The 24,475-nt window shown below is 71.3% G+C and carries 21 protein-coding genes and 1 pseudogene; 5 read left to right on the forward strand and 17 right to left on the reverse strand.

Translation table 11 applies throughout. The features are described from left to right. Positions 1-234: 234 nt before the first annotated feature. The 6 genes from BM430_RS00715 to BM430_RS00740 form a co-directional block, all read right to left on the reverse strand. On the reverse strand, positions 235-2,436 hold the full coding sequence (locus BM430_RS00715) for a 3-hydroxyacyl-CoA dehydrogenase NAD-binding domain-containing protein (protein WP_093564325.1): 2,202 nt from the start codon (positions 2,434-2,436) through the stop codon (positions 235-237). Between the two features lie 22 nt (positions 2,437-2,458). Further along, positions 2,459-2,971: a DUF2059 domain-containing protein gene (locus BM430_RS00720; protein ID WP_244539242.1), complete on the reverse strand. Its 513-nt coding sequence runs from the start codon at positions 2,969-2,971 to the stop codon at positions 2,459-2,461. Positions 2,972-2,975: 4 nt separating this feature from the next. After that, positions 2,976-4,184, reverse strand: coding sequence for an acetyl-CoA C-acetyltransferase (locus BM430_RS00725; RefSeq protein WP_093564327.1), 1,209 nt, complete (start codon positions 4,182-4,184; stop codon positions 2,976-2,978). Between the two features lie 238 nt (positions 4,185-4,422). Further along, positions 4,423-4,659 carry a hypothetical protein gene (locus BM430_RS00730; RefSeq protein WP_093564329.1) on the reverse strand — a complete coding sequence of 79 codons (237 nt, stop codon included), beginning with the start codon at positions 4,657-4,659 and terminating at the stop codon, positions 4,423-4,425. A gap of 30 nt (positions 4,660-4,689) precedes the next feature. Further along, positions 4,690-6,483, reverse strand: a complete 1,794-nt coding sequence (locus BM430_RS00735) for an acyl-CoA dehydrogenase C-terminal domain-containing protein (protein WP_093564331.1) — start codon at positions 6,481-6,483, stop codon at positions 4,690-4,692. Between the two features lie 244 nt (positions 6,484-6,727). Continuing rightward, positions 6,728-7,189, reverse strand: a complete 462-nt coding sequence (locus BM430_RS00740; protein ID WP_093564333.1) for a MerR family transcriptional regulator — start codon at positions 7,187-7,189, stop codon at positions 6,728-6,730. 492 nt (positions 7,190-7,681) lie between these two features. Between BM430_RS00740 and BM430_RS00745 the strand changes: the two genes are divergently transcribed. From BM430_RS00745 to BM430_RS00760, 4 genes are all read left to right on the forward strand, one after another. Then, the gene (locus BM430_RS00745) at positions 7,682-11,155 is read left to right on the forward strand and encodes an SEL1-like repeat protein (RefSeq protein WP_093564335.1); all 3,474 of its coding nucleotides are present in this window, start codon (positions 7,682-7,684) and stop codon (positions 11,153-11,155) included. Between the two features lie 239 nt (positions 11,156-11,394). Next, positions 11,395-12,318, forward strand: a complete 924-nt coding sequence (locus tag BM430_RS00750) for a sulfite exporter TauE/SafE family protein (RefSeq protein WP_093564337.1) — start codon at positions 11,395-11,397, stop codon at positions 12,316-12,318. Continuing rightward, a complete protein-coding gene (locus BM430_RS00755; protein ID WP_093564339.1) occupies positions 12,318-13,079 on the forward strand; it encodes a TIGR02186 family protein in 762 nt (253 codons plus the stop codon). The genes BM430_RS00750 and BM430_RS00755 overlap by 1 nt, the downstream gene beginning before the upstream one ends. Further along, entirely contained in the window at positions 13,080-13,517 is a 438-nt protein-coding gene (locus BM430_RS00760; protein ID WP_093564341.1) for a DUF3429 domain-containing protein, read from the forward strand. A 214-nt stretch (positions 13,518-13,731) separates the two neighbouring features. On the opposite strand, the gene pdeM is transcribed toward BM430_RS00760, so the two are convergent. Together pdeM and BM430_RS00770 are read right to left on the reverse strand one after the other, a co-directional pair. Then, positions 13,732-14,445 carry a ligase-associated DNA damage response endonuclease PdeM gene (gene pdeM, locus BM430_RS00765; protein ID WP_093564733.1) on the reverse strand — a complete coding sequence of 238 codons (714 nt, stop codon included), beginning with the start codon at positions 14,443-14,445 and terminating at the stop codon, positions 13,732-13,734. Positions 14,446-14,486: 41 nt separating this feature from the next. Beyond that, entirely contained in the window at positions 14,487-16,982 is a 2,496-nt protein-coding gene (locus BM430_RS00770) for a ligase-associated DNA damage response DEXH box helicase (protein ID WP_093564734.1), read from the reverse strand. 137 nt (positions 16,983-17,119) lie between these two features. Between BM430_RS00770 and arfB the strand changes: the two genes are divergently transcribed. After that, the gene (gene arfB / locus BM430_RS00775; protein ID WP_177302877.1) at positions 17,120-17,545 is read left to right on the forward strand and encodes an alternative ribosome rescue aminoacyl-tRNA hydrolase ArfB; all 426 of its coding nucleotides are present in this window, start codon (positions 17,120-17,122) and stop codon (positions 17,543-17,545) included. 302 nt (positions 17,546-17,847) lie between these two features. On the opposite strand, the gene BM430_RS00780 is transcribed toward arfB, so the two are convergent. The 9 genes and pseudogenes from BM430_RS00780 to pqqA (BM430_RS00825) form a co-directional block, all read right to left on the reverse strand. Beyond that, positions 17,848-18,480: a Uma2 family endonuclease gene (locus BM430_RS00780; RefSeq protein WP_093564345.1), complete on the reverse strand. Its 633-nt coding sequence runs from the start codon at positions 18,478-18,480 to the stop codon at positions 17,848-17,850. Between the two features lie 10 nt (positions 18,481-18,490). Then, positions 18,491-19,417, reverse strand: coding sequence for a cyclase family protein (locus tag BM430_RS00785; protein WP_093564347.1), 927 nt, complete (start codon positions 19,415-19,417; stop codon positions 18,491-18,493). A 241-nt stretch (positions 19,418-19,658) separates the two neighbouring features. Beyond that, entirely contained in the window at positions 19,659-20,021 is a 363-nt protein-coding gene (locus BM430_RS00790) for a hypothetical protein (RefSeq protein WP_093564349.1), read from the reverse strand. Then, positions 20,002-20,703, reverse strand: a complete 702-nt coding sequence (locus BM430_RS00795; protein WP_093564351.1) for a hypothetical protein — start codon at positions 20,701-20,703, stop codon at positions 20,002-20,004. The genes BM430_RS00790 and BM430_RS00795 overlap by 20 nt, the downstream gene beginning before the upstream one ends. Continuing rightward, a complete protein-coding gene (gene pqqE, locus BM430_RS00800) occupies positions 20,700-21,839 on the reverse strand; it encodes a pyrroloquinoline quinone biosynthesis protein PqqE (protein WP_093564353.1) in 1,140 nt (379 codons plus the stop codon). Before pqqE ends, BM430_RS00795 begins: the two co-directional genes overlap by 4 nt. A gap of 17 nt (positions 21,840-21,856) precedes the next feature. Then, a pseudogene (gene pqqC / locus BM430_RS00810) lies at positions 21,857-22,938 on the reverse strand (pyrroloquinoline-quinone synthase PqqC). A gap of 316 nt (positions 22,939-23,254) precedes the next feature. After that, positions 23,255-24,154, reverse strand: coding sequence for a pyrroloquinoline quinone biosynthesis protein PqqB (gene pqqB / locus BM430_RS00815; protein WP_093564358.1), 900 nt, complete (start codon positions 24,152-24,154; stop codon positions 23,255-23,257). A 19-nt stretch (positions 24,155-24,173) separates the two neighbouring features. Next, a complete protein-coding gene (gene pqqA / locus BM430_RS00820) occupies positions 24,174-24,263 on the reverse strand; it encodes a pyrroloquinoline quinone precursor peptide PqqA (protein WP_093564360.1) in 90 nt (29 codons plus the stop codon). Between the two features lie 116 nt (positions 24,264-24,379). Next, entirely contained in the window at positions 24,380-24,469 is a 90-nt protein-coding gene (gene pqqA / locus BM430_RS00825; protein WP_048426854.1) for a pyrroloquinoline quinone precursor peptide PqqA, read from the reverse strand. Positions 24,470-24,475 lie beyond the last annotated feature (6 nt).

Consider the following 24,475-nt stretch of genomic DNA (forward strand, 5'->3'; position numbering starts at 1 on the left):
CATTCCGGGGCCGCGAAGCGGAGCCCGGAGTGCCGCAGGCACGCCCAGAACCGCGGATCGTTCAGGATAGGGCGGAGATCGGTCCGCTTTATTCTTTTCCACCTGCGCGTCTGGATTCCGGGCTCCGCTGTGCGGCCCCGGAATGACGCGGAGGGTTTCAACTTCGCCGGGGCAAGGTGCACCAAGCCCGATACGTCGGCCGCGGGCCATGGAGGCCCGCGGCCAGCGGATCTTTTACGCCGCCTGTTTCGCCGCCTCGCCGTAGAAGGTGCCGCCGCGCTCGGCCATCGCCACCAGGGTCTCCGGCGGGGAGAAGCGGGCGCCGTGCTTGGCCTCCAGCTTGCGGCAGAGTTCCACGAACCGGGCCGCCCCCATGAAGTCGATGTAGGACAGAGCGCCGCCGGTGAACGGCGCGAAGCCGAAGCCGAGGATCGAGCCGACATCGGCCTCGCGCGGATCGGTGACGACGCCCTCGCCGAAGGTGCGGGCGGCTTCCAGCGCCTGGGTGACGAGGAGGCGCTGCTTCAGCTCCGTGAAGTCGACGTCGTCGGGATCGAGACGGGTCTCCTGGAGGTCGCGCAGGCCTGGCCACAGCTTCTTCGGGCCCTGCTCGGGATAATCGTAGAAGCCCTTGCGGTTCTTGCGCCCGAGCCGGCCCTCGGCCTCGACCAGCGCCGTGAGCACGCGCTCCTGGACCGGGTTGACCGCCGCCTCGCCGACCTGGGCCTTCGTCGCCTTGACGATCTTGAGGGCGAGATCGACGCCGACCTCGTCGTTGAGCGACAGGGGGCCGACCGGCATGCCGGCCTGACGCCCGGCATTCTCGATCATCGCGGCGGGCACGCCCTCGCCGAGCATCAGGTGGCCTTCGAGGATGTAGGCGCCGACGCAGCGGTTGGCGAAGAAGCCGCGGGCATCGTTGACGACGATCGGAGTCTTCTTGATCGCCCGGACGTAGTCGAGGGCGACGGCCAAGGCCCGCTCGCCGGTCGCCTTGCCCATGATGATCTCGACCAGCATCATCTTCTCGACCGGCGAGAAGAAGTGGATGCCGATGAACTGCTCCGGCCGGCCCGACGCCTTGGCGAGGCCGCTGATCGGCAGGGTCGAGGTGTTGGAGGCGAAGACCGCGTCCGGCCCGATCACCGCCTCGACCTTGGCGATCACCTCGGCCTTGACCTTCGGATCCTCGAACACCGCCTCGACGACGAGGTCGCAGCCGGCGAGCGCACCGTAATCGCCGGTCGCGGTGATGCGCGACAGCAGCGCGTCGCGGTCGGCGGTCTTGGCGCGGCCCTTCATGATCTGGTCGGAGACGAGCTTGTGCGCGTAGGCCTTGCCCTTCTCGGCCGCTTCCGCCGACTGGTCGACCAGCACGACCTCCAGCCCAGCATTGGCCGAGACGTAGGCGATGCCCGCCCCCATGAAGCCGGCGCCGACGACGCCGACCTTCTTCAACTGGACGGCGCCCACGCCCTTCGGCCGGCGGGCGCCCTTGTTGAGCTCGCCCATCGACAGGAACAGGGTGCGGATCATCGCCGCCGCTTCCGGCGAGCGCAGGATCTTGGCGAAGTACCGGCTCTCGACCCTCAAGGCCAGATCCATCGGCAGCTGCAGGCCCTCGTAGACGGCGTGCAGGATCGCCTTGGCGGCGGGGTAGTTGTCGTGGGTCTCGCGGCGATAGATGGCGTTGGCCGGCGGCCAGGTCATCATGCCGGCCGGCGAGTAGACCTTGCCCGACGGCGCCTTGAACTTCGGCTGGTCCCAGGGTGCCACGGCCGAGCCGCCGGCCTTGATCCACTCCTTCGCCTTCTGGACGATCTCGGCCTTGGGCGCGACGGCGTGGGCGAGGCCCATGTTGCGGGCCATCAGCGGGCGGATCTGCTCGCCCTTGAACAGCATCTGCAGGGCATCGCCGGTCTGCATCAGGCGGGCGACGCGCTGGGTGCCGCCGGCGCCGGGGAACAGCCCGACCTTGATCTCCGGCAGCCCGACCCGCGTCTTGTCGTCGTCCGACAGCACCCGGTGATGGCAGGCGAGCGCCAGCTCGAAGGCGCCGCCGAGGCAGGTGCCGTGCACGGCCGCCGCGAACGGCTTCCCGCTCGTCTCGAGCTTGCGGTAGAGCAGCGTCAGCCGGCGCGATTCCTCGAAGAAGAAGGTCATCGCCTCCTCCTGCCCGCGCTCGCGGGCGAGCCGCGCGTATTCTGCGCCGAGGCCCTGGAGCATCGTCAGGTCGGCGCCGCCCGAGAAGGTGTCCTTGCCCGACGTGATCACGCAGCCCTTGATGGCGGCGTCCGTCACCACCGCGTCGATGATCTGGTTCAGCTCGTCCATCACCTCGGGGGTGACGACGTTCATCGAGCGGCCGGGCATGTCCCAGGTGGCGAGCGCCACGCCGTCGGCATCGGTCTCGAAGCGGAAATTCGTGAGGTTCATGGCGAAGGCCTCGTGAGAGCGATTACGGCTTGGCCGGTGCGGGCACCGGGGCCGGCGCGGGCGTCGGGGCGGGGACGCCCTGCGGCGGCGTCTGGCCGTTGCCCTGCTGCGACAGGGCCGCCAGCGAGAGCAGGTTCATCATCTTGGTCACCGCGTCCTTGGTGATGGTGGTGACCATCGAGGTCGGGTCGGCGTTGAGCGCCTGGAACTTCTGGTAGACCGGGTCGTCGTAGATCGCCGCCAGCCGCTTCAGCTCGGCGGCGTCGAATTTCTGGGCGTATTCCTTCGACAGGCCGTCGACGAGGGTGTCGCGCTCCTGCGCGAAAGTCTTTTCCAGCTCGGGGCGCAGCTTGGCCGATTGCTCGGCGCTCATCGAGGCGAGGGTCTTCTCCTCGGCCTGCTTGAACGCCTGCGTCAGGTTGCGGGCGACCGTCTTCGAGACGATGTCGCGGGCGAGCGCGACACGGTCGTCGTCGGCCCGGGCCGGGCCCGCGAGCGCCAGCCCGAGGACCAGGAGGGAGAGGGTGCGGCGCATGCCGTCACACCCGCTCGATGATCGTGGCGGTGCCCATGCCGGCACCGATGCAGAGCGTGACCAGCGCCGTCTGCTTGCCGGTGCGCTCCAGCTCGTCGAGCACGGTGCCGAGGATCATCGCACCGGTGGCGCCGAGCGGGTGGCCGAGGGCGATGGCGCCGCCGTTGACGTTGACCTTGGCGGGATCGACGTCGAAGGCCTGGAGGAAGCGCAGGACCACCGCCGCAAAAGCCTCGTTGACCTCGAACAGGTCGATGTCACCGATGCTCATCCCGGCGCGCTTGAGCACCTTGCGGGTGACGTCGACCGGGCCGGTCAGCATCAGGGCCGGGTCGGAGCCGATATTGGCGAAGGCCCGGATCCGGGCGCGGGGCTTGAGGCCCGCCTTGGCTCCCGCACCTTCCGAGCCGATCAGCACCGCGGCGGCGCCGTCGACGATGCCGGAGGAATTGCCGGCATGGTGGACGTGCTCGACCGCCTCGACGTCCGGATGCGCGTCGACCGCGACGGCGTCGAAGCCGCCCATCTGGCCCATCTGGATGAAGGACGGCTTGAGCGAGGCCAGCGACTGCATGTCGGTGCTCGGGCGGCGGTGCTCGTCGTGGTCGAGGAGCGTCAGGCCGTTGACGTCGCGCACCGGCACGACCGAGTTCTTGAACCGGCCGTCCTCCCAGGAGCGGGCGGCGCGCTTCTGTGATTCGACCGCGTAGGCATCGCATTCGTCGCGGGAGAAGCCGTACTTGGTGGCGATCAGGTCGGCCGAGACGCCCTGCGGCATGAAGTACGACTTGATGGCGATGGCCGGATCGACCGGCCAGGCGCCGCCGGAGGCGCCCAAGCCGATGCGGCTCATCGATTCGACGCCGCCGCCGACCGCCATGTCGTGCTGGCCGCTCATCACCTGCGCGGCGGCGAAGTTCACCGCGTCGAGGCCCGAGGCGCAGAACCGGTTGATCTGCACGCCCGGCACGTGGTTGCCGTAATCGGCCACGAGCGCCGCCGCGCGGGCGATGTCGCCGCCGGCCTCGCCGACCGGGTCGACGCAGCCGAGCACCACGTCGTCGACGAGGGTCGTGTCGAGGGCATTGCGGTCCTTGAGGGCGCGGAGCGCGGTCTCGGCGAGGCGGAGCGCCGTCACCTCGTGCAGCGAGCCGTCGGGCTTGCCGCGGCCGCGGGGGGTGCGGACGTGGTCGTAGATGTAGGCGTCGGGCATGGGGCGTCTTCCCGGATGTGTCGTGCGGCGGCCCGGGGGACGGGCGACGCCGGAGGGCGGACGATAATTTTTTGATCGGCTTCCGCAGGATCGTCCCGTCGAAGCTGAAGCGCGTCTCCCCTCTCCCGTGTGGGAGAGGGGTCGGGGGTGAGGGTGCTACGGATCTGAGCCTAGCTCGAACCGTTCCGTTGCCAGCACGAAGCTCTTAGCTTCACGCGGAAGCGTGTCACCCTCACCCCTACCCCTCTCCCACACGGGAGAGGGGATCCCGCGCGCATATCGGATGCGTAGCGGTGGGGCGGAGGATGTGCGAGGCGGTCAGGATGGCACGGGCGATCTCGTCCGCGCGGTCCTCGGCGCCGTCGCTCCGACACTCGACCCTGGTTACCATCCGGTCGATCTTGCGATCGATCCGCTCGATCGCCGCACGAATCGCGCGGAGGTGTTCGAGCACTTGGTCCTCAGGGTCGGCCATCGGGTCAGGCTCCGTGCGTCGGAGACGAACCTAGAACAGCTCCGCCGGCATCGCCATGACGGCGTCCGACCCGGCCGAGATCCGGGCGAGCCGGGTGCCGGTCTCCGGCAGCACGCGCTCGACGTAGAACCGGCCGGTGGCGAGCCGCGCGTCGAGGCGCTCGGCGATGCCCTCACCGGACTTCTTCTTCTCGGCCGTGGCCTTGGCGATCCGGCCCCACATGTAGCCCATGGCGACGAGGCCCATCAGGTGCATGTAGTCGGTCGCCGCCGCGCCGGCATTGTCGGGCTTGGCCATGGCGTTCTGCATCAGCCACATCGTCGCCTGCTGCAGGTGGCCGAGGCTCTTCATCAGGGGCGCGCAGAAGACCTTGAGGCTCTCGTCCTCGGCGTTCTCCTTGCAGAAGCCTTCGACCTCGGCGAGGAAGCGCATCATCGCCCGGCCGCCGTCGCGCGGCAATTTCCGGCCGACGAGGTCCATCGCCTGGATGCCGTTGGCGCCCTCGTAAATCTGGGCGATGCGGGCGTCGCGCACGAATTGCGACATCCCCCATTCCTCGATGTAGCCGTGGCCGCCGAACATCTGCTGGGCGTCGACCGCGTTGGAAAAGCCCCGGTCGGTCAGCACGCCCTTCACCACCGGGGTGAGCAGGCCCATGTGGTCTTCCGCCGCCTGGCGCGCGGCCGGGTCCTCGGAGCGGTGGGCGATGTCGGCCTGGAGCGCGGTCCAGATCACCAGCGCCCGGGCGGCCTCGTTGAAGGCGCGGATGGTGAGCAGCGTCCGGCGCACGTCCGGGTGGACGATGATCGGGTCGGCGGGCTTCTCGGGCGCCTTGGCGCCGGTGAGCGAACGGCCCTGGAGCCGGTCGCGGGCATAGGCCACGGCGTTCTGGTAGGCGACCTCGGACTGGCCGAGGCCCTGGATGCCGACGGCGAGGCGGGCCTCGTTCATCATCACGAACATCGCGTTGAGGCCGCGATTGGCCTCGCCGACGAGCCAGCCGGTGGCGCCGTCGTAGTTCATCACGCAGGTGGCGTTGCCGTGGATGCCCATCTTGTGCTCGATGGCGCCGCAGGACACGCCGTTGCGCGCGCCCACCGCCCCGTCGGGCCCGACCAGGAATTTCGGCACCACGAAGAGCGAGATGCCCTTGGTGCCGGCCGGCGCGCCCTCGATCCGGGCGATCACCAGGTGGATGATGTTCTCCGACAGGTCGTGCTCGCCGGCCGAGATGAAGATCTTGGTGCCGGTGAGCGCGTAGGAGCCGTCGCCGTTCGGGACGGCCTTGGTCTTGAGCAGGCCGAGATCCGTGCCGCAATGCGGCTCGGTCAGGTTCATCGTCCCGGTCCAGGTGCCCTCGACCATCTTGGGCAGGTAGGTGCGCTTCTGCTCCTCGGAGCCGTGCACCAGGAGGGCGGCCATCGCGCCTTGGGTCAGGCCCGGATACATCCCGAGCGCGACGTTGGCGCCGGAGACGAATTCCTGCATCACGCTGTTGAGGGTGTGGGGCAGGCCCTGGCCGCCATATTCCTCGGGCATCGACAGGCCCATCCAGCCGCCGCCCGCATAGGCGTCGTAGCCGGCCTTGAAGCCCTTCGGGGTGGTCACGCTGCCGTCCGGATGGCGGGTGCAGCCCTCCAGGTCGCCGACCCGGTTGAGCGGCGCCAGCACCTCCTCGCAGAGCTTCGCGCCCTCCGCGATCACCGCCTCGACCACGTCGGGCGTCGCCTCGGCGAAGCCGGGCAGGTTGCTGTAGCGCGCGATCCCGAACACGTCGTTGAGGAGGAACAGCACGTCCTCCACCGGCGCCTTGTAGCTCGGCATGTTTCCCCCGCTCCCACGATCTGATCCAGATCCGTCCGCGGAGCCTCCGCGGCGAGATAGTTCATATGTAAACTATCTCGGCAAGGAACGGCAAGGGGTGCACCGGCGCGCCGCCGGCCTTCGTGGCCGACAAGGTTGACGCAGGATGAGCCCCAGGCACGGGCCGGGGTTCCGATCCGGGCGGCGCCCGCCCCCGCAGGGCGCCGCCGGAACTCGCGTCACTCTTCGCCTGAGACGCTCGGCCTCAGGCGCTCGCGACGGCCTGGCCGTAGCCCCGCAGAGCCTCGAGCGCCCGCTCGATCTCCGCCTTCTGGTTCTCCAGATGGGTGATCTGCTCGGCGACCTGGGCCGGGGAGAGGGCGAGGGTCGCGCCCGCACCGGCCTCGGCGAGCTCGTCGCCATCGACCATCGCGGCGATCTCGCGCAGGGTGAAGCCGAGCTCCTTGCCGCGCAGGATGGTGGCCAGCCGCGAGCGGTCGTCCTCGGTGTAGAGCCGGGTCGTGCCGCGGCGCTGCGGATGCAGGAGGCCCTTCGCCTCGTAGAAGCGCAAAGCCCGCAGCGTCACGCCGAACTCCTCGGCGAGGTCGCCGATGGTGAGCGTCGCCGGTGCCGTCGAGCGGCCGGCCGGCCGGCCGGTGCGCGGAGCGACCCCGCCGGAGCGGGCGGACGCCCCTCTGCTGCTCTCGGTCTGCCGATCATAAGCCATGCCGATTCCCCCGTTGAGACACGCACGCTGTCATACCAGGGACGCCGTGGGGGCGCCCTGTGACACAAAGAAGGTCAAATGACCTACCTAAGGGAAAGGTAACGTCAACTTGAGCGTGTGTTACTTACGGTAAAATGCGCGCGGTTTCAAGCTCTTACGACGGAAATCAGATTACCGTTACGGGGTTCTGGCTGGGGATAGGAAGCCCGAAATGCCCGCGCGGCTTGCGTCGAATCGCTCACAGGTTGTGAACATAAATTGGTCATCAGTGAGTTGCGCATGCAACGATCGGGAGCAGTAAGCGTGCCAGAGCGGACGCAGGGTCGTCGCTTAACCGCTTGTTTACCCTGTCGCCCGAAAGTGCCGGAGGGAACCTTCACAGGCTGCTGCCACTGACCGGATCTTCAAGGATCGAGCAGGGCGCGGGGTTCCTGCCGGCGACGAGCCGGCGCCTACCCGCGAGATCCCCAGGCCCCTTGCGCAGAGCCCGCTATGAGACGGACCGCTCCCACACTCGATGCATTCGACCCGGAGCTGCGCGACGCCGCCCGCGAGGCTGCCCGGCGCGCCGGGTTGTCTGTGGACGAGTGGCTGGCCGAGGCGATCAGCGAGGGCTCCGCCCGCGCCGGCGTCCGTCAGCAGTCGCGCCGCGTCGCCGGATCCCGCCGCACGCGGCACGACGCGTTCCAGGCACAGGGCTTTCCGGAGGTCGAGGCCGAGGGTCGGCGGGCGGACCGGTCCTGGCCGCACGACGCGCCGCGGGCGCAGCGTCCGCGCCACGGGCGCGTCGCCGAAACCGTAACCGTCCCGGCCATCGCCGACGCCCTGCCGGCCGCGAGCGACGCACAGCTGGTCGAGGCCGTGGCGGCGATCGGCCGCCGCCTCGACGCGATCGATCGCCGCATCAGCGAGAACCGCGAGGCCGTCGACGAGGCGGTGATCAAGGCGGTGCAGGACAGGAAGGCGGCGCAGGCCGGCGAGGCCCGCTCCGCCGATGACACGTCCGCCCCGCGCGACGCCGCGACGCGTCCGGCCGGCCGCCGCGCCCGCCCGGCTCCCAACAGCCTCGCCGCCGCCGTGGCGGAGATCCGCCAGCGCCAGCAGCAGCTCGACGACGGTGCCCCCGGGGACGATCAGGAGATTCTGGTCGACGGCCTGCGGCGGGACCTCGCGCGGGTGATGGAGACGACCGAGGCCGCCGCCGACAAGCTCTCGCCGGCGATCGCCGGACTGCAGGCCGAGACCTCGCGCCTGCGCGACTCGATCGGCACGCTCGCCACCAGCGGCGATCTCGTCACCCTGGAACAGGCCGTCCGCACCCTGGCCGACGAGGTGCAGCGGGCCCGCGACCCGGCCGACCTCGTCGCCGTCGCCGGGCCAATCGACCTGATGCGGGTCCAGGTCGGCCGCCTCGCCGACGACGTCGCGGCCAACGTCCACGCCCGGGTGGCCCAGGACGTCGAGCGCCTGGCGCGCCAGATGGACGGGACGCTCGGCACCGACCGGACCGGGCTCGCCGACCGCGACGCGGCCGCCAAGCTGTTCGCCGAGCTGGAGGAGATCCGCAGCCGGCTGGCCGTGCTCGCCGAGCCGGCCCGGGTGCAGAACCTCGCCCGGTCGGTCGACGAGCTCACCGAGACCGTGACCCGGCTCGGCAACGGCATGCTCGACAGCCCGGCCCTGATGAACGAGCTGCGGCCGCTCCTGGAGGAGATCCGCGAGGGCGTGCGGGCGCCCGGCGCCGACGCGCCGGCCCTGGCCCAGGGCATCGCCGATCTCGACCGCAAGCTCGACGACCTGCGCGCCGAGCGGCGCGAGCAGCCGAACGCCTCGGGCGACATCCTCGGCCGCATCGACGCCCTGTCGGCCAAGGTCGACCAGGTCGCCTCGGTCAACACCGTCGGCGACGTGATGGGGCGGCTGGAGCAGATCGGCGAGGCCCTGCGCCAGCCGGCGCTGCCGAGCAGCGACCTCGCGTCGATCCACGGCATGCTGCGCAGCCTCGCCGACAAGCTCGACCGGGTCGGGCAGGGGGCGGGCGGCGAGACCCTCGACGGGCTCGAGCGCCAGGTGCTGGCGCTGGCGAGCCGCATCGACACCCGCGGCAGCGATCCGGCCCTGGCGGGCCTGGAGCGCACCATGGGCGACCTGCTGGCCCAGGTCGCGCTCCTGCGCGACGAGGCGCCGATCCAGGCCGCGGCGGAGCGCGCCGCCCGCAGCGTCGCCGATTCGATCGGCGCCGAGCGCAAGGGCGCGGCGGAGGCCGAGGGCCTCGGCGGATTGCAGGCGATGCTCGCCGACATGCGGGCGCAGCAGGCGGCCTCCGACAAGCGCCTCCAGGCCACCATGGAGGGCGTGCATTCCGCCCTCGAGCAGCTGGTCTCCCGGCTGACCCATCTCGACGGCGAGCGCCGGGGCGAGGCGGTCCCGGCCGCCGTCGCGGCGCCGGCCCGCCACGCTCGCAACCTGCGCGACACGTTGCGCGAGACCACGACCCCGGCGCCGGAGCCGCGCCCGGCCCGCCGGCCGGAGGCGCCCAAATCCGGCCTGACCGGCGCCGGCCCGGCGAATCTCGGCCCCGCGAATCTCGGCTCGACGAGCCCGGCCGACGAGATGATCGAGCCCGGCGCGGTGCGCCCGCGCCAGCCGCACGGCGCCGAGACCGGCCCCGCGCCGGAGCTGCCGGCCGGCGACATCAAGGCGAGCTTCATCGCGGCGGCCCGCCGCGCCGCCCAGGCCGCGGCGGCCGAGGCGGCCGGCACCGGGCCGGCCCTGCCCGTGCCCGAGCGGAGCGTCGAGGCCCGGGGCAGCCTGGTCGAGCGCCTGCGGGCCGCGATCGAGCGCCGCCGCCGGCCCCTGCTCCTCGGCATCGCGGCGATCGTGCTGGCGCTCGGGACGCTGCAGGCCCTGCACGGCGCCGGCCCTCGCACCGACGCCCCGACGATCTCCTCGCACGAGGCGACGCCGGCCGATCCGACGACGACCCAGGCCACCGGCGCGCCCGCCCTGCCCAAGGGCACGCCCCCGGTCGCGGCACCCGCCGCCACGGCGGAGGCCAAGGGTGCGGACACCAGGGCCGTTGAGGCCAGGCCGGCCCCCGCCAGGCCCGATGCCGTCAAGCCCGACGCCGTCCCCCAGAAGGGCGCGGAGACGGTGGCCCCGGAGGCGGCCAAGCCGAGCCTCGCCGCCCGGCCGACGACGCCGCGGGTGACCGACATGGCGTCCCTGAACAACGAGCTCGCCGCGCTCCCGGCCGGCGCCTCGTCCCTGCGCCAGGCGGCCCTCGACGGCGACGGCGCGGCGATCTACGAACTCGCCAGCCGGGCCGTCGACGGCCGCGGCCTGCCGCGTGACACCGCTCTCGCCGCCAAGCTGTTCGACCGCCTGGCCGGCGCCGGCTACGCCCCGGCGCAGTACCGCCTCGGCAGCCAGTACGAGAAGGGCCTCGGCCTGGTCCGCGACCAGGAGAAGGCCCGGCTCTGGTACGGCCGCGCGGCGATGCAGGGCCATGTCCGGGCGATGCACAACCTCGCGGTGATGATGGCCGAGTCCGGCGCCGCCGGCGGCAAGCCCGACTACGCTTCCGCGGCGACCTGGTTCCGCAAGGCCGCCGAGTACGGGGTGCGCGACAGCCAGTACAACCTCGCGGTGCTGCAGGCCCGCGGCCTCGGCGTCGCCCAGGACCTGACCCAGGCCTATGGCTGGTTCGCGGCCGCCGCCGCGCAGGGCGACGACGATGCCGGCCGCAAGCGCGACGAGGTCGCCGGCAAGCTGGCGCCGAAGGACCTGGCCGCGGCCCGCAGCGCGGCCGAGGCCTGGAAGGCGCGGGTTCCGGACCCGGCGGTGAACGACCCCCCGGCCGCCCGCGTCGAGACCGCGGCGACCCCGGGCGCGATGTCGCTGATCGGCGCGCCGCCGCCCCTCAGCGTCGGCAAGGGAATGGGAACGGGGACCGGCAAGGTGTAGGCGCACCGAACCATCTCGAAACCACAGCCATGATCGACGGGCGCGGACCGACCGGTTCGCGCCCGATCGCGTTCGGCGCCGGCGGTTTCCCCCGCGACGCGACATGGTCTAGACCGCTCCGCCATCGCGGAGCGCTCTAGATCTCTGATTTTGCCGCATTTTCTTCGACGAACCGGTATCCACTTCATCGGAAAATGCTCTAGAGCGGGGATCCCCGCCGCACCGGATCCTCCCCGCCGTTGCAGATCTACCTTCCGATCGCCGAGATGCCGGTCAGCGTCCTCGTCCTCCTCGGGCTCGGCGCGGCGGTCGGCTTCGTGTCGGGGCTGTTCGGCATCGGCGGCGGCTTCCTGATGACCCCGATCCTGATCGTGATGGGGATCCCGCCGGCCATCGCCGTCGCGACCCAGACCGCCCCGATCGTCGCCTCCTCGGCCACCAGCGTGCTGGCGGCGCGCCGGCGCAACGCCCTCGACCTGCGGCTCGGCCTCGTCCTGGTGCTGGGGGGCTTCGTCGGCACCAGCCTCGGCGTCTGGTTCTTCGCCGCCATGCGGCGGGCGGGCCAGCTCGACCTCGTCATCACGGTCGCCTACGTGACGCTGTTCACCGTGGTGGGCGGGCTGATGCTGGCGGAGTCCGTGCGCAGCGCCTGGGCCCGCCACCGCGGCCGGCCGCGCCCGGCGCGGCTCGGCGGCGACCACGCCGCCTACCTGGCCTGGCCGCTGCGGATGCGGTTTCCGCGCTCGCGCCTCTATGCCAGCGTGATCCCGATCCTCGGCCTCGCGCTGTTCGTGGGCTTTGCCGGCGCGGTGCTCGGCATCGGCGGCGGCTTCATCCTGGTCCCGGCGCTGCTCTACCTGATGCGGGTGCCGACCGGCGTGGTGGTCGGCACCTCGCAGTTCCAGATCGTCTGCACCAGCTTCGTCGCGCTGGTGCTGCACGCGGTGCAGAACCAGGCGGTCGACATCGTGCTGGCGGTGATCCTGATCGCCGGCGGGGTGTTCGGGGCGCAGTTCGGCGCGCGGGCCGGGCGCAACCTGCGCTCGGAGTATTTCCGGTTCCTCCTCGCCATCCTGGTCCTGGCCGTGGGCCTGCGCTTCGCGGTCGAGCTGGGTCTGCGGCCCGAGGAGCCGTTCTCGATCGTGGTCCAGGAGGCGCGCTGATGCGCGCCGTTCTTGCCGTCCTCATGATCCTGCTCGCCGCGGGCCCGGCCCGGGCGGAATCCCTCGTCGTCAGCCTGTCGTTCAACCGGCTCGCCGTCACCTCGACCTATGCGGGCACCTCGGTCGCGGTGTTCGGCGCCATCGAGCGCGACGGGCAGGCGGCGGCCCGGTCGGGCGGCTACGACGTGGTGGCGACGATCCGGGGCCCGCGCCAGGCCCTGACCGTGCGCGAGAAGGAGGCCCTCGGCCCGGTCTGGGTCAATCGCGGCCAGCAGAAATTCGCCGAGGTGCCGAGCTTCCTGGCGGTCTTGTCGTCCCGTCCCCTGGCGGGGATCGCCGACGAGGCGACCCGCCGGCGCCTGCGGCTCGGCCTCACGGCCATCGTGGCCTCCCCCGACCTGACCCTCGCGGCGCCGGCGCCGGACGATCCCTTTCGCGAGGCGCTGCTGCGCCTGCGCCGGCGCGAGCGCCTGTTCAGCGAGAACGAGGCCGGGATGCGGTTCCTGTCGCCCACGGTCTTTCGCGCCACCGCGCCGCTGCCGGCGACCGCGCCGGTCGGATCCTACGACGTCGAGGTGGTATTGCTCGCCGGCGGCGTGCCACTCGCGCGGCAGGAGGCGCGATTCGATCTCGTCAAGTCGGGCCTCGAGCAGGGGATCGCCACGGTGGCCCGCGATTGGTCGCTGGCCTACGGGCTTGCCGCCGGCGCCCTCGCGCTCATCTCCGGCTGGCTCGCCAGCGTGATCTTCCGGAGAGACTGAATGCACCGCGCCGCGTCCCCCGCCGCCCTGATCCTCGGTGGTGCGGGCCTGATCCCGTTCCTCGGGCTCGCCGCCCTGGTGATCCTCGGCCTGTCGCCGTTCGGGCTGGCGCCGCGCCCGCTGCTCGCGGCCTACGGCGCCGTGATCGCGTCGTTCCTCGGCGGCCTGCGCTGGGGCGCCGCCGCCGCCTCGCCGGAGGGCAGGGGCGTCGACTACGCTGTGTCGGTGGTGCCCTCGCTCATCGCCTGGGCGGCCTTGTTCGCGCCGGCGCCGTGGGACCTGCGGGCGCTCGGCGCCCTCGTGCTCGCCTGGGGCCTCGTCGACCAGGACCTGCCGCGGCGCGGGCTGGTGCCGGCGTGGCTCGGGCGGTTGCGGCTGGTGCTGTCGGGGGTGGCCGGGCTGGCGCTGCTGGCGGCGGGATTTTTTGGGGTGGCGTGAGACCGCCCGCAAAGGTCGACAACAGGTTACGCTTGTTGATCTGCCATACAGGTCGGCATCCCTCTTCGTCATCCCGGGTTCTCGCCTGCGGCGATCCCCGGGATGACGAAGAGGGTTACAATGCGGTCCGCCCACCCTCGCCATCGGCTCTCAGGATGAGGTCGCGGGTGGGATGACGAGGAACAGCAGATGACAGCGAGGGCTCGCTCGCCGCTCACTCCCGCGTCAGCATCGTCCGGGCGATCGCGAACACCCTGCCATCCCCGATCAGGTGCGCGGTGAACCCGCCGGGAAACAGCCCGTCGAACGTCTCGGACCGCACGTTGAGCCCGCCGGTCAGCGAGCCGAAGGCCGGCATCACCAAGCGCGTCGCGTCGAGGACGAAGCAGCGCCGGCGCACGGCGCGGCCGCGCATCGCGACCTTGCCGACCGGGTGGTAGTGGCCGGCGACCTCGCCGACCTCCGGGCGCGCGGCGGGCTCGTGCCGGAGGGTCAGGCCGCCGACCGTCAGGATGTCGGCGAAGCGGCCGCCGATGCCGTCCTGGATCGCCCGGTCGTGGTTGCCGGTGATCCAGACCCAGTCGCGGCCCTCCTGCAGGGCGGCGATGAGCGCGCGGTCCTCGACCGCCAGACGGGCCGGCCCCTGCGCGTCGTGGAAGGAATCCCCGAGACACACCACGCAGGCCGGGTCGAGCCGCGCCACCGCCTCGTGCAAGGACGCCAGGGTCTCGCGGGTGTCGTAGGGCGGCAGGAACTGGCCGGAGCGGGCGGCGAAGGCCGAGCCCTTCTCCAGGTGCAGGTCGGAGACCACGAGGGTGCGGTGCTCCGGCAGCCACAGCCCACCGCTGAGGTCGAGGGCGAGGGTCTCGCCGGCGAGCGTCACGCCGGGGGTCTTGTGGGTCTTCTCGAGCTTCAGCGGCAGCGCCACGATGTCACAGTCCTTCAAGCGGAGCGGGGCGCCCTCCGGTGTCACGCCAGCGCCTCGTCGAGCAGAGCCGCCTCGGCCTCGGCCAGGATCTCGTCCGCGCCCTCGCCGTAGACCCGCTCGCGCCCGATCTCGAGCATCACGTTCACGGCGAGCGGCGACACCCGGTCGAGGGCCTTGTGGATGATTCGCCCCTGGATGCGCGCAAGCATCATACCGAGGCGGGCCACGTCGAGGAGTCCGGTTGCCGCATCCTGGCGCGCCGCCCGCAGCAGCAGGTGGCCGGGCTGGTGCTTGCGCAGCACGTCGTAGATCAGGTCGGTCGAGATCGTGACCTGCCGCCCGGTCTTGCGCAGGCCCGGATGGCGGCGCTCGATCAGCCCTGCGATCACCGCGCATTGGCGGAAGGTGCGCTTCATCATCGCCGATTCGTCGAGCCACTCCTCCAGGTCGTCGCCGAGCATATCTTCAGCGAACAGCCCGTCGAGGAAGCCGGGCTCGCGGCCGATGCGCTCCGACAGGTCGCGGGTCCCGAAGACCGCGAGGCCGTAATCGTTGGCGGCGAAGCCCAGCGGCCGCATCCCGGCCCGCTCCAGCCGCCGGGTCAGCAGCATGCCGAGGGTCTGGTGCGCGAGGCGCCCCTCGAACGGGAAGCAGGCGAGGTAATAGCGGTTGGCGCGCGGAAAGGTCTCGACCAGGAGATCGCGGGGACCGGGCAGGACCGAGCGCCGGCGCTGCTGCACCAGGTAGTCGGCGACCTGCGCCGGCAGCCGGTCCCACTCGAACGGATCGGCGATCAGCGCCCGCACCCGGGCGGCGAGGAAGGTTGAGAGCGGGAATTTCGAGCCGGCATAGCTCGGGATCGCCGGGTCGGTGCCCGGGGGGCCGCGGGTGACCAGGGCCTCGTCCTCGTGCAGGCCCTCGAAGCGCAGGATCTCGCCGGCGAACAGGAAGGTGTCGCCGACCGTCAGGGTCTCGGCGAAGTCCTCCTCGATCTCGCCGAGCACCTTTCCGCCCGCCGGCAGCACGCTGCCGGGCTTGGTGCGGTTGCGCCGGGCGAGCCGCACCTTGATTTTGGTCGATTCGATGATCGTGCCGATATTCATCCGGTATTGTTGCGCAGTGCGGGCGTCGCGCACCCGCCACAGCCCGTCCGGCCCGCGCAGGATCTTGGCGAAGCGCTCGTAGGCCCGGAGCGCGTAGCCGCCAGTGGCGACGTAGTCGAGGACGAGGAGGAAGTCGTCCCGGGTCAGGTCGGCGTAGGGGGACGCGGCCCGCACCTCGTCGTAGAGCTCGTCCTCGGAGAACGGCCCGGCGCAGGCCATGCCGAGCACGTGCTGGGCCAGCACGTCGAGGGCGCCGAGGCGCGGATCCGGCGTGTCCTGCGCCGCCTCCTCGACGGCGTCGAGGGCGGCGCGGCATTCCAGCATCTCGAAGCGGTTGGCCGGCACCAGATAGGCCTTGGACGGCTCGTCCATGCGGTGGTTGGCCCGGCCGATCCGCTGCATGATCCGGCTCGCCCCCTTCGGCGCGCCGATGTTGATGACGAGGTCGACATCGCCCCAGTCGATGCCGAGATCGAGGGTCGCGGTGCAGACCACGGCCCGGAGCACCCCCGCCGCCATCGCGGCCTCGACCTTGCGGCGCTGGGTGGCGTCGAGCGAGCCGTGGTGGAGGGCGATCGGCAACCCGTCGTCGTTGAGATTCCACAATTCCTGGAAGGTGTACTCGGCCTGGAGCCGCGTGTTGACGAAGACGAGCACCAGCTTGTGCTGCCGGATCAGGTCGTAGACCGCCGGCATCGATTGCCACGCCGTGTGCCCGGCGAGCGGCAGGGTGCGGCCGGTCTCCAGCATGCGCAGGTCGGCGCGCGCCCCGCCCTCGACGGTGATGAGGTCGGCCATCGCCGGCTCAGGGGTCTGCGGCACCAGGTAGCGCCGGAGCGCGTCGGGCTCGCGCACCGTCGCCGACAGGCCGGTCATGGCGAGGCCGGGCGCCAGCCGGTGCAGGCGGGCGAGGCCGAGGCTCAGGAGGTCGCCGCGCTTTGAGGTGACCAGCGCGTGCAATTCGTCGAGGACCACGCGCTTAAGGCCGCGGAAGAGCTCCGCCGCCTCGCGGTGGGCGATCAGCAGCGCCAGCTGCTCGGGCGTGGTGAGCAGGATGTGGGGCGGCCGGGCAACCTGGCGGCTGCGCTTGTGCGACGGGGTGTCGCCGGTCCGGGTCTCGATCCGGATTCTCTGCTCCAGCCCGAGGCCGGCGACCGGCGCGTCGAGGTTGCGGGCGATGTCGACCGCGAGCGCCTTGAGCGGCGAGATGTAGAGGGTGTGCAGGCCACCCTTCGCCGTCCCCTCCGCCAGCTCGACCAGGGTGGGGAGGAAGCCCGCCAGCGTCTTGCCGGCCCCGGTCGGCGCCACCAGCAGGGCCGAGCGCCCGGCTTGCGCCGCCGCCAGCAGGGCGAGCTGGTGCGGCCGCGGCGCCCAGCCGCGCGCCGCGAACCAGCCCGCGAAGGCGGCGGGGAGGTCAGCATTCTGCGACGGCAACGGCTCGGACGGCGACGCCGTGCGGATCACGGCCTTGGATGTTGGGGGGGCTGATGTCTTGGGCACGCCCCCGATGTAGCGCGCGCAGCGGTTTCGTGGGATGGCGGCGGCGTCAATCGGTTCTCGGGAGCGCCGTCGTGGGTCTCGAATGCACGCCCTGGATCACCCTCGACGAGTCCGAGCTGGAGGAGAGCTTCGTGCGCGCCTCCGGCCCGGGCGGCCAGAACGTCAACAAGGTTTCGTCGGCGGTGCAGCTGCGCTTCGACGTGCGGCGCTCGCCCGCGCTGCCGAACGCCGTGGCGATCCGGCTGATGAAGCTCGCCGGGCGGCGGCTCACCGCGGACGGCGTCCTGGTCATCACCGCCCAGACCCACCGCACCCAGGAGCGCAACCGCGCCGAGGCGCGCGAGCGCCTGGCCGATCTCGTCCGCGAGGCCGCGGTGCCCCCGACCCCGCGCCGCCCGACCCGTCCGACCCTGGCCTCGAAGAAGCGCCGGCTGGAGGAGAAGGGTAGGCGGGGGGACGTGAAGAAGCTGCGGGGCGGGAAGCCGGGGATGGAGTGAAGAAGTGCCCAGTATCTCCGTTTGATCTGTATGAATAAGGATGGAGCGCTCTCCCCTCTCCCGTGTGGGAGAGGGGTCGGGGGTGAGGGTGGCTCGGGTTCAGAACAAAGATCCGACCTTCGAGCTGCGCAGCTCGACGCTCAGCGATTTATCCTGAAGCCGAGCCACCCTGCGCGATCTTCGATCGCCCCTACCCCTCTCCCACACCTTGCAGCGATACCGGGCAAGCCCGGCATCGCCTGGAGAGGGGATCCCGCGCTCTGTTTGTATGAAGTAGCTTGAGCGGAATTCGTGGTACGGGCTCACGATCTCCTCCGCGGCCGCAGATGCGTGCCGGCATAGAGAGCCCCGACCGGGCAGTGCAGGCCGAACTCCGGCAGGTCCAGTGCAGCATCCGCATCGGTGAGCCGTCGCTCGTCCCACCCGTCCGGCCCGCGCCGCCAGAGTGTGACCTCGATCCGGCGCTGCTCGATGACCAGCACCGCGCGGCAGGCCTCGTGCGCCCGGTAGAGCCTCGTTTTGGCGTCGATCCACGGCAGCCCGCCCGGCAGCACCGGCTCGTCGTCGGTGCCCGACACCACCTCTGCCAGGAGATAGGCCCGGTCGACGAAGCGACGGCCGGCGGCGGGATCGTAGTCGATCACCGCGACGTCCGGCTCCGGTCGGTAAGCCCCTGCGAAACCGAGTCCCGCCAGCGCGGCGGGGCCGAGCCCGAGTTCGAGCCCTACGCGCTGCACCGCCTCGCGGTCGGGATCATGCCGCTCCAGGGCGTCGTTGAGCAGGCGCTCGAGAGTGCTGGCGATCCGGTTGTGATCGATCAGGGGCGGCGTCATCATGACCGGCGTTCCATCGATCAGCTCCCAGCGCTCCTCGTCGGGCCGGCCGTCCTGGAACGACCGGAACGCCGCAGGCGACAGGCGACCCTGCATCGTCATGGGCTTCTCCTCACCGCCCCGTCGGCCGCATCACCCCGTCGGCGTTGCGCTTGAGCGGCGCGGGTTGCAGCGGCAGCGGTGCGCCCGGCACCGCGTCGACGCTGACGCCGTGCGGCCAGCCCGCCGGCGCGATGGCGACGTAGCGGGCATAGCCCCCGGTGCCGCCGAGCGGCTTGGCGAAGCCGATCGCCACCAGGGCGCCGGCCTCGGGCACTTGGTCGAGGTTGGTCACGCCCTCGGCTTGCGCGAAGTTGTTGTGCATCAGCCAGGCCTCGCCCTCGAGATGAGGCGTCGTGTCGGTGTCGAGAGGCTCGTGGCCGTGGAACAGGATCTTGCGCTCCAGGTGCAGGAACTGCAGCGCCGCGAGGCTCACCCCCGGAAACGGCTTCTGGCGGAACCGCTCGGCCTCGGCCCAGCGCTTCGACCAGTCGGAGCGCACCATCACCACGGCCCCGGCCGGGATGCGGCCGTGCCGCTCCTCCCAGGCCGTCACGTCGGCGACCTGGAGGTGGTAGCCCTCGTCGCGGATGACCTTCTGCGAGATGTCGATCACCGCGAGCGGGCGCAGGGTGTAGGTCGCCGGCAGGTCGCTGATCGTCGCGCCGCGGGGATTCCAGTGCGCCGGCGGATCGAGCTGGGTGCCGTACTGGTCGGTCGGCAGGTCGTAGGCGGTGGCGACGAAGCCGTGGGTCTCGTAGGTGAAGACGTCGCCTTCCTTGGCGAATCCCTCCAGCGTGCGCCCAGCGCGGGCCGGCTTGAACTGGGCGCCGGCAAAGCCCGGCCAGACCGGCTGCACCGGCGCGAAGGCGTGGGTGAGGTCGATGTACTTCGCCGACCGCAACGTCCTGTCGTAGACCGACCAGAGCGAGAGGTCGTCGGCAAAAGCCGGGCGGATGAGGCATCCCGCCGCCAGCACCAATCCGATGAGCCGCTTCATCGCGCATCCCCGCCGATCGAGAGGTGTCGAGAGTGCCGGTCCGTGAGCGGGGCCGCAACCACCCTGGCGATGCCGCGCGTTCGGCCTTCGGCGATCCGTCGACGTCACGAAATGTCGAACACTCATCGTCGCATGCGCCGGGCCGGCCGGGCCCTGTACGAGGCCAAGCATGGCGGGCGCGACCGCGTCGTCGTGGCCGGCGAGGAGGCCGCGCCGGCGCGGGCGGCCTGATAGCTCCCGGTCAGTTCGCCGTCTGGCGGTAGCAGCGGATCTCCGCCTCGGCCTGGGCCCGGCGCAGCTCCGCCACCTTGTCGTCGAACATCTTGGTCGAGCGGAACTCGTTGGCGCGCTGGCCGATGCCCTGGCGCATGCCGAGGATGGTCGAGGCCTGGACGTACTTGTCGTAGGGCAGGATCGCCGCGATCGCGTCGATCGAGCAGGCGCATTTCGTCAGCGCCTCGCGGGTCTGGCCATTGGCCGCCATGCAGCCGAACACGTAATCGGCCCGCGCCTCGGTCGGATAGTCGTTGTCGTCGGCCCGCGCGGCGCCGGCCGCAACCAGCGCGCCGCCCGCGATCAGGGCCTTAACCAGCATTCGGTTCATAGGTCAGCGTTTCCTGGAGCAGAATCCCGCCCTCCGGGCTCGTCGCCCGGGCGTCGATCGAGACGATCTGGCCGGGCACCGCGCTTGAGACCACGAAGGTGTAGGTCAGGCTGTCGAAGCCGCGCAGGCGGTCGCGCACCGGATCGTCGGCGAGGGGCCGCGCCACCACGCGCCAGCCCGGCTTCTTGCCTCCCTCGGCCTCGACCTCGGCCGGGGTCACGCTCGCGCTCTCGCGCAACGAGCGCCGGATGGCGTTCTTGATGTAGCGCGGGTTGCCCTTGAGCACCTTGGCGAGGTCGTCGAGGTGGTGCTCGAGGAAGCGCACCAGCACGGGATTGCCCGGCACGTCCTCGTAGGTCGCGGTCGGCATCCGGCGCTCGCCGGAGAACATCTCGACCCTGAGGTTGCGCGTGTCGGCGCTCGCGCCGGGTGCCACCTCCTCGCGGATGCGGTCCTCGACCGGCGGACCGAAGGGCGCGCCGTCGATGCCGCTGAAGCGGGTGTAGCGGTAGCTCAGGGGCCGGCCCGGCGGGGCGTTGGCGAGCTGGTTGGTCTCGAACAGCAGCGCGGTGGCGTTCGGGGGCGATCCTTGCGGGGAGGCGTCCTGCTGGGATGTGTCTTGCGCGAGGGCCGGTCCGCCGAGGAGGGCGGAGAGGATGGCTGCCAGGACGAGGCGTCTCACACGGGCGCTCCCTCGGGGATGGCGGCGCGGGGCGCGCCGCCGACGGTGCGGTACTGGTAGTCCGGCGCGGTCTCCAGCGCCGATTCGGCGATCGCCAGGGCCTGCACCTTGCCGTGAAGGGGCGAGAGCGAGCAGGCCGGGTCGGTGGCGGCGGCGTCGCCGGCCAGAGCCAGGGCCTGGCAGCGGCAGCCGCCCCAATCCTTCTCGCGCCGGTCGCAGGAGCGGCAGGGCTCCTGCATCCACTCGGTGCCGCGATAGGCCAGGAAGGCCGGCGAGTCGGCCCAGATCTCAGCCAGCGAATGATCCCGGACGTACCAGAAGTCGAGGCCCGGAATCGTCTCGGCGGCGTGGCAGGGCAGCACCTTGCCGGTCGGCGTGACGTTCATCAGCCGCCGGCCCCAGCCGCCGGCACAGGCCTTCGGGTACTTGGCGTAGTAATCCGGCACCACGAGGTCGATGACGAGCTGGCCTTTCAGCCGCTCGCGCGCCTCCTCGACGGTGCGAATCGAGCGGTCGACATCGGCCTTCGCCGGCATCAGGGCGGCACGGTTGACGTAGGCCCAGCCATAATACTGGGTGTGGGCCACCTCCAGGCGCTTGGCGCCGAGGCGGACCGCCAGATCGATCAGCGCCGGCACCTCGGCGATGTTGCCGCGGTGGATCACGGCGTTCAGCGTCAGCGGCAGGCCGAGCGCCGTCACCCGCTCGGCGAAGGCGAACTTTTGCGGTTGCGCGTTCTTCAGGCCGCCGATGCGCTCGGCATTCCCCGCCTCGACCGCCTGGACCGAGAGCTGCACGTGGTCGAGCCCGGCCTCGGAGAGGGCGTCGAGCTTGTCGAGGGCGCCGGCCACCCCGGAGGTGATGAGGTTCGAGTAGAGGCCGAGTTCGGCGCAAGCGCGGGTGATGTCGACGATGTCCTGCCGCGCCGTCGGCTCGCCGCCCGAGAGATGGACGTGGAGGACACCGAGCGCCGCCGCTTGGCTGAGCACCCGCTGCCAGGTCGCGGTGTCGAGCTCGGCCGAGCGCCGGTCGAGCTCGAGCGGGTTCGAGCAATAGGGACAGCGCAGGGGGCAGCGATGGGTCAGCTCCGCGAGGAGCCCGATCGGGGCCGGCAGGGTGGGCGTGACGGCGTTCATGACTGTCCCTCCCGGGCTCACGCAGCCGGCACGGTCTCGAGCACGCGCTTGAGCAGCAGGCCGTCCAGCATGGTGATGACGTCGGGCTCGATGACGGCGCGGTCTGTCTCGTATTGCTGCGCCAGCGCCTCGGCGATGGCCCGGATGCTGCGTGCGCCATCGACGAGGCTCAAGACCGCCACGGCGTTCTGGTCGAGGTCGAAGGTGCGCTCGGGGGCCAGCAGCACGTGGGCGTCGCGCACCGTGTCGTGGCGCAGCCGCACGCCGCGGGGCAGGCGCGGCACGCTGTCGGGGGTCAGGCTCATGCGCCCGCTCCCGTCCGCAACCCCTCGCCCGGGCGCCAGGCATCCGGCGGGATCATTCCGGGCGCCACGTAGGCGAAGTAGAGCGCGTCGAGCTGGGTCCACAGCACGTTGCACTTGAAGCGCAGCGCGTCGAGGGCCTGGGCCTGCTGCTCCGGCGTGACGGCGTGACGCTTCACGTAGTCGAGGGCGAAATCGGCGTCTCGCGGCGCCTGGGTCAGGCGCTTGTCGAAGTAGGACAGGGTCTCGCGGGTGATGAAGTCGTAGTTCTTCAGCATCCCGGACACCCGCTCCGAGATGATCGTCGGCGAGAACATCTCGGTGAGCGAGGAGGCGATGGCCTCGAGCAGCGAGCGTTCGCCGACGAAGTGCACGTAGGCCTCGACCGAGAAGCGGGTCGCCGAGAGGATGCCCCGCGTGGACAGCACGTAGTCGCGGTCGAAGCCGACGCCCTCGGCGAGCTTCAGCCAGCGCTCGATGCCGCCGTCGCCCTCGTGGTCGCCGTCATGGTCGACAATGCGCTGGCGCCAGATCCGGCGCAGGCTCGCGTCCGGCAGGCGCGCCAGCAGGGTGGCGTCCTTCACCGGGATCATCGCCTGATAGTAGTAGCGGTTGAGCGCCCAGGCCCGGACCTGATCCTTGTCGAGCTTCCCGTCGTGCAGCAGGCGGTGGAACGGATGCAGGTTGTGGTAGCGCCGCGCCCCGATGTCGCGGAGCGCCGCTTCGAGCTCATCCGGGGAGAGCAGGCGGTCGGTGGGCTCGCTCGGGCTCACGGACAGGGCGAGGGAGGCGGTCATGGCGTCCTGGCGTTTCCGGTTTCTTCGTTGTCGGCGGTCCCGTGGGGCGGGAGATTGATCCGCCGCGGGGAGGGGTCAAGGGGGACCAAAGTGAGTGAGGGCCAGAGCTGTCCGGGGGAAAGACATAGCGGCGGTTTTCCCTCCCCCCTCTGCGGGGGAGGGTGACCCGCGGATGCGGGGCGGGAGAGGGGCAGCGCGGCGATAAAGAATGGGGCGCCCTTCAGAATGGTCGCGACCTCTCCGGAAGCGTGGTTCCCCTCTCCCGGCCTGCTCCGCAGAGGGGGGAGGGGAAAATGCCCGCGCCCAGCCAAAACTCTCACAGACGCAACGCCAGCCCGTCCTGCGCCACGATCCACCCTGCCGCCTCGATAGCGTGGCGCTCCTCCGAACCCTCGACCAGCACCGGATTGGTGTTGTTGATGTGAACGAAGACCCTCCGCCCGATCGGCACGTCGGCCAGGGCCTCGACCGAGCCACCCTCGCCGGTCATCGGGACGTGGCCCATGCGCCAGCCGGTCTTGGTGCCGACGCCGGCGCGGATCATGTCGTCGTCGGCGAGCACCGTGCCGTCGAACAGCAGCGCGTCGACCCCGGCGATCCGCGCCTTCAGCCCGTCCGTGACGCGGGCGCAGCCCGGCACGTAGGCGAGGCGCTTGCCCGAAGCCTCGATCATCGCCCCCACCGTGCTCTCGGTCTCGGCGCCGATCTCCGGCGTGCCGTCCTCGAGCCAGAGCGGCACCTTGCCGGGGACCGGGAACAACGTGACGGTGAGGCACGGCACCGGCGCGAACGGCCGGTCCAGCGCGATCTCGACGCGCTCCACCACGCCGGAGGCCATCACGTCGAAGACGCGGTTGGCGCCGATCGACTCGAGGATGCCGCGCGTGGCGTGGAGGCGGAAGGGCTGGCCCTCGCGCAGGGTGAGGAGGCCCGCGACATGATCGACGTCGCCGTTGGTGAGCAGCACCGCCCGGATCGGCGAGTGCCGCAAGCCCTCGCGCGGGTGCAGGGCCGGCGTGTCGAACAGCTGCTGGCGGATGTCCGGCGAGGCGTTCACCAGGAGCCAATGGTCACCGTCGGCTGAGACGGCGAGGCTCGACTGGGTGCGGGGCAGGACCCGGCGGTCCCCCGCCCGGGCCAGGGCGCAGATCGGGCAGCGGCAGTTCCACTGCGGCACGCCCCCGCCCGCTCCGGACCCCAGAACGATGGCGTGCATGATCGACCGTCGATCCCGCTCAGTTGAAGGGATCGATCTCGGCGGATTCGTAGGCGGTGACTTCCATGCCGACGCAGATCTCGGCGACGACGGGCAGCGACCACTTCATGGCGTTCCTCCTGCGACTTCGGCGGACGGTCCGGCTTGTGGCGCCGGGCTTCTGAAGATGTCCGTGTCGAGCGCCATCCGGCGGGAGACCGCCGGAGGCGCGAATCAGGCGAGCCCTTAGTTGAAGGGATCGATCTCGGCGGACTCGTACGAGGTGACTTCCATGCCGACACAGACCTCGGCGACGACGGGCATCGACCACTTCATGGCGCT

The sequence above is a fragment of the Methylobacterium sp. 174MFSha1.1 genome, from assembly GCF_900116815.1.
In the GTDB taxonomy this organism is placed as follows: Bacteria; Pseudomonadota; Alphaproteobacteria; order Rhizobiales; family Beijerinckiaceae; genus Methylobacterium.

What these genes read in the sequence shown, in the direction of transcription:
- pqqA (WP_048426854.1), bottom strand. Translation starts at nt 24,469, where the DNA reads ATGAAGTGGTCGATGCCCGTCGTCGCCGAGGTCTGTGTCGGCATGGAA.
- BM430_RS00785 (WP_093564347.1), bottom strand. Translation starts at nt 19,417, where the DNA reads ATGAAGCGGCTCATCGGATTGGTGCTGGCGGCGGGATGCCTCATCCGC.
- BM430_RS00730 (WP_093564329.1), bottom strand. Translation starts at nt 4,659, where the DNA reads ATGGCCGACCCTGAGGACCAAGTGCTCGAACACCTCCGCGCGATTCGT.
- BM430_RS00725 (WP_093564327.1), bottom strand. Translation starts at nt 4,184, where the DNA reads ATGCCCGACGCCTACATCTACGACCACGTCCGCACCCCCCGCGGCCGC.
- BM430_RS00715 (WP_093564325.1), bottom strand. Translation starts at nt 2,436, where the DNA reads ATGAACCTCACGAATTTCCGCTTCGAGACCGATGCCGACGGCGTGGCG.
- pqqB (WP_093564358.1), bottom strand. Translation starts at nt 24,154, where the DNA reads ATGCACGCCATCGTTCTGGGGTCCGGAGCGGGCGGGGGCGTGCCGCAG.
- pqqA (WP_093564360.1), bottom strand. Translation starts at nt 24,263, where the DNA reads ATGAAGTGGTCGCTGCCCGTCGTCGCCGAGATCTGCGTCGGCATGGAA.
- BM430_RS00720 (WP_244539242.1), bottom strand. Translation starts at nt 2,971, where the DNA reads ATGCGCCGCACCCTCTCCCTCCTGGTCCTCGGGCTGGCGCTCGCGGGC.
- BM430_RS00760 (WP_093564341.1), top strand. Translation starts at nt 13,080, where the DNA reads ATGCACCGCGCCGCGTCCCCCGCCGCCCTGATCCTCGGTGGTGCGGGC.
- BM430_RS00735 (WP_093564331.1), bottom strand. Translation starts at nt 6,483, where the DNA reads ATGCCGAGCTACAAGGCGCCGGTGGAGGACGTGCTGTTCCTCCTCAAC.
- BM430_RS00745 (WP_093564335.1), top strand. Translation starts at nt 7,682, where the DNA reads ATGAGACGGACCGCTCCCACACTCGATGCATTCGACCCGGAGCTGCGC.
- BM430_RS00780 (WP_093564345.1), bottom strand. Translation starts at nt 18,480, where the DNA reads ATGACGATGCAGGGTCGCCTGTCGCCTGCGGCGTTCCGGTCGTTCCAG.
- pqqE (WP_093564353.1), bottom strand. Translation starts at nt 21,839, where the DNA reads ATGAACGCCGTCACGCCCACCCTGCCGGCCCCGATCGGGCTCCTCGCG.
- BM430_RS00755 (WP_093564339.1), top strand. Translation starts at nt 12,318, where the DNA reads ATGCGCGCCGTTCTTGCCGTCCTCATGATCCTGCTCGCCGCGGGCCCG.
- BM430_RS00790 (WP_093564349.1), bottom strand. Translation starts at nt 20,021, where the DNA reads ATGAACCGAATGCTGGTTAAGGCCCTGATCGCGGGCGGCGCGCTGGTT.
- BM430_RS00740 (WP_093564333.1), bottom strand. Translation starts at nt 7,189, where the DNA reads ATGGCTTATGATCGGCAGACCGAGAGCAGCAGAGGGGCGTCCGCCCGC.